Origin of the sequence: Nodosilinea sp. LEGE 07298, assembly GCF_015207265.1 — a bacterium.
Lineage (GTDB): Bacteria > Cyanobacteriota > Cyanobacteriia > Phormidesmidales > Phormidesmidaceae > Nodosilinea.
Genome location: NZ_JADEXE010000462.1, coordinates 1 through 3,608 on the forward strand (window position 1 = coordinate 1; position 3,608 = coordinate 3,608).

A 3,608-nucleotide genomic window follows, 5' to 3' on the forward strand; every position below is an offset into this window, starting at 1 on the left:
TGCCAACCCTCCCGCTTCGCAGGCTGCCCCCAGCCCAACGACTGTACAAATTCCGCTCGACTTCTGGAAGGAGGTTAATTTCCCTCTCACCGCCAAGCACATCACGCTGCTGGAAAATGCCGACGCTGCCGCGCCGATGTTTTTGGCTAATGCTGTCGGCCCGATTGTCGAAACTATGACGGCGAGTATTGCGGCCAACTACACCGGCATCTATGGCCAGGTAGGCACACCGGGCACCACGCCCTTTGCCTCGGCCCCTACGGCTGCTCAGCGGGCTAAAACCCTGCTGACTAAGCAGAAGTGCCCCCGCTTTAACCGTCAGATGAGCTTGAACACTGGGGCCTATGGCAACGCGATCGGCCTCGATGCCTTCCGCAATGTGAACCAAAGCGGCTCGGCTGAAACTCTGCGCGAGGGTGAAGTGTCCCGCGCCTATGGCTTTAACTGGCATGAAGATGTGGGGCTGGACTCTATTAGCCACCTCAGCACCCCGCTAACCGTTGGGGCTGCTACAGCTAACGGAGTTAACGCGCTGGGGGCCTCTGTTGTGTCGATCGCTAAGGCCACCAACAGTAGTCCGCTGGTGAGAGGTGACATCATCACGATCGCGGGTGACTCTCAGCAGTACGTTGTGACGGCTCCCACGACGCTAGCGGTAGGCAATACCTCGGTTCCGATCTCTCCCAGGCTGGCGCGGGCGACGTCCGGGGGGGAGGCTGTAACTTTGGCGGCTAGTACCAGCTTGAACCTGGCGTTTCACCCCTACGCCTTTGCCTTTGACAGCAGGCCCGAGGCCCGCGTTAGTCTGCCGGGTGAGAAAGCTAATGTGATGAGCTGGGTGGATGACATGACCGGCATTGTGCTCAGCCTGATGATCAAGGAAGAGTATCACCAGCAGGGGTTTTACATGTCTTGCCTGTGGGGTACCAAGCTGGTCGATGCTCGGTTGGCGGTGCGCGTTGCGGGGGCAGTGGGCGAGTAATGGCTGATTTGTCTACGCTTCGCATAGCTTCCGGCGTTGGCGAAGCCTCCCCCTGGGGGAATCGCCCCGAGGGCTGGATCATCATCAACGCCACCGACTTCGACCCTAACCAGCATGAGCGCTGGCAGGGGGAGCCGGTGGCCACCGCCGACGATCAGGACTCTTCCCTAGCTGAGGCCCCAGCTGAGGCTCTGGAGGATATGAGCCTAGATGAACTGAAGCAACTAGCCAGCGATCGCAAGCTCAAAGGCCGCTCTAGCATGAGCAAAGATGAGCTAATCGAGGCGCTGCGATGAGCTTTGAGGCGGCTTACCTGGCGGCTCTGGAGGGGGCGATCGCTCGGCGGGGTGGCTCTGTCCCGCCGATGCCTTATCCCACTTCGTTTAGTCGTCGCAGTCTGCAGCTGTACGATAGTCTGCTGGCCACTGCTGGGGCCTTGGCTGTGCCGGATAGGTCAAACTATCCGGCCTCTGTGCTGGCTAAGCTGGCGGCGGCGATTGTGGCTCTGGGCGGTGCTGTTCCGCCGGAGCAGATTAACTACTATGCTGCCCTGCTGGCCCACCTGGAGGCGTTGGCGCTGGCCTCGGGCGGTGAGGTGGCTGGGCTGCCGTCTAATTTCTATGAGCGGGCGATCGCTGTCCTAGAGCGAGTGCAGGGCTTTGACTTCTCGGCCCTTTCTGCCTTGCCATCGGCGCGACGGCTTGCCTTAATTACTGCGGCCACTGCTGCGGCCTCAGCCCTGAGTGTTTCGGTTCAAAGCGTTATTGATGCTCTAGCTGTTGGCCGGGGGCTGGCCTCGCTACTACCTGAAGATGGTTGCTTGTTGGCTTCCAGCGGTGGCGCTGTGACGGTGCAGGGCGACCCGGTTGGTGCTGTCCGGTCATGGACTGGAGTTGAGCTGTCGGTACAACCAAACGCTAGCCTTCGACCCGCTAGCATATCGACTGGTATTTCTGGCGGATCAGGAACCAAGAGTATGTTTCTGGGCGATCTCTCTGCCTGGACAGAGGGGGAAGGGCTTGTGGTCTTTCAGGCTACGTCTACTAGTGGCTTTTGGCGGGTGGGCACTCAAACTTCAAACAGCCACGAAGAATTAATTCCTTGGTCATCTAACAGGGTTTTTATCAATTTCGGCCAAGATCAGAACCGTTCGCTAATCACTGGGGCTATGTCATCCTTTGCGAAAACTCTGTATAGCGTGAGAGCCGCCAATGGGAGCCGAACAGTGAAATTTAATGGCGGTGCTGACATTGTTCATTCACCTATCACAATTGGCTTTTCGGCCACTGCTGAAATGATGTCCACACTTACGCAACCTTTCTATGGCTATTGGTCGGCAATGGTTTTGAACCCGGTTGTCTATACGGCATCTGAGCGTGATGCTGTCCGTGAGTTTTGCCGTAACTACTATGGGCCGATTTACTAATGGTTTCTAAGTACGTTTGGCAATATTATCTAGTCGTTCCTGCTTCGGCGGTTGCCGTCGCTGATGCTGTAGCGCCAGCGCTTAGCAACCCTGACGGGATTGAATCGACGTTTCGACGGTTCCCGCTGCGGACTGAAGAGGGAGAGTATCTAGAGCCTGCAAGTCACTGGGCCGCATCGTTCTTGGCCTGTGATGCTGCCGCTGATGGTACGCCTTCCCGTGAGGCGCTAGAAAGCTATCTGGGGCAAGATTCATCGTTAGGGGCTTTGCTATGGGTGCGCTGCAAAAACCCTTGGCATCTCGATACAACCCCGAGCGATCGCGATCTCGTTGTGGCCTCTAACTGGCCAGCGATCGTGCCTGGTTCGATCGCTAACTGGGATCTTCTGGCTGACGCGATCGCTAACCTATGATTGTGAGGCCCATCTGTACCCAATTGGTTCAAGCTGCTGCAGCTGCCTCTACTCTGGAATAGCGCAGGGCTGAGCCACGGCCTGAGCTGTGCTGAAAGAAGATCTGAGGATGCGATCGCAGACCACACTAGGGCACCCGCGCACCACACGCGCACCTATCGACTACTAGGGCATACCCCCCCAACCCCACCCCCGCACACTTTCTCAGAGCAGGCGCAAAATTTCTTGGTTTTTGGATCCTCTCGCTTCCATAGAATTCACACCAGGAAACCGCAGCCTACTATCCACGCAAGAAACCCCCATACGTCATCACGCACGGGGGCTATAAAATCAGGGGGTAAATCTTCCATGTGGTTTACAATCCCTAAAAGTCTAGTATGTCTGATTCTGATCCATCCCTGTTAATAACCTCGGCCCTGGCCCCCTGGCGGAGTCCTTTAGCCCGTGCCCTGCACCGCAACCGCAGCAAACCCTACAGCCGCTACTTTCAACTCGCCACCGTTACCGCCGAGGGTCGACCTGCTAACCGGACAGTCGTATTCCGTGGCTTTTTACCCGACACCAATAGTCTGACCGTAGTTACCGACCAGCGCAGCGCCAAGGTTACCGACATCGCCGCCCACTCCTGGGCCGAGGCCTGCTGGTACTTTACTGAAACCCGCGAGCAGTTTCGCCTGGCTGGCCCCATTCAGGTAGTGGGTGCCGCCGCCGATTCGGCGCTGACCGAGGCCCGCCAGAAGGCCTGGGACTCTCTCTCCGATAACGCTCGCCAGCAGTTCTACTGGCC

Annotated in this window: 5 protein-coding genes; all 5 read left to right on the top strand. The window is 57.7% G+C overall.

Annotation, left to right across the window (positions count from 1 at the left end):
* A partial coding sequence (locus IQ273_RS31715; RefSeq protein ID WP_194027070.1) for a P22 phage major capsid protein family protein occupies positions 1 to 982 on the top strand: 982 nt, incomplete at its 5' end.
* Positions 982 to 1,278 carry a Rho termination factor N-terminal domain-containing protein gene (locus IQ273_RS31720; RefSeq protein WP_194027071.1) on the top strand — a complete coding sequence of 99 codons (297 nt, stop codon included), beginning with the start codon at positions 982 to 984 and terminating at the stop codon, positions 1,276 to 1,278. The genes IQ273_RS31715 and IQ273_RS31720, both read left to right, overlap by 1 nt.
* Positions 1,275 to 2,408: a hypothetical protein gene (locus IQ273_RS31725; RefSeq protein ID WP_194027072.1), complete on the top strand. Its 1,134-nt coding sequence runs from the start codon at positions 1,275 to 1,277 to the stop codon at positions 2,406 to 2,408. The genes IQ273_RS31720 and IQ273_RS31725 overlap by 4 nt, the downstream gene beginning before the upstream one ends.
* Positions 2,408 to 2,821: a hypothetical protein gene (locus IQ273_RS31730; protein ID WP_194027073.1), complete on the top strand. Its 414-nt coding sequence runs from the start codon at positions 2,408 to 2,410 to the stop codon at positions 2,819 to 2,821. The genes IQ273_RS31725 and IQ273_RS31730 overlap by 1 nt, the downstream gene beginning before the upstream one ends.
* Before the next feature lie 377 nt (positions 2,822 to 3,198).
* The coding region (locus tag IQ273_RS31735) for a pyridoxamine 5'-phosphate oxidase family protein (protein WP_194027074.1) at positions 3,199 to 3,608 on the top strand (410 nt) is incomplete at its 3' end.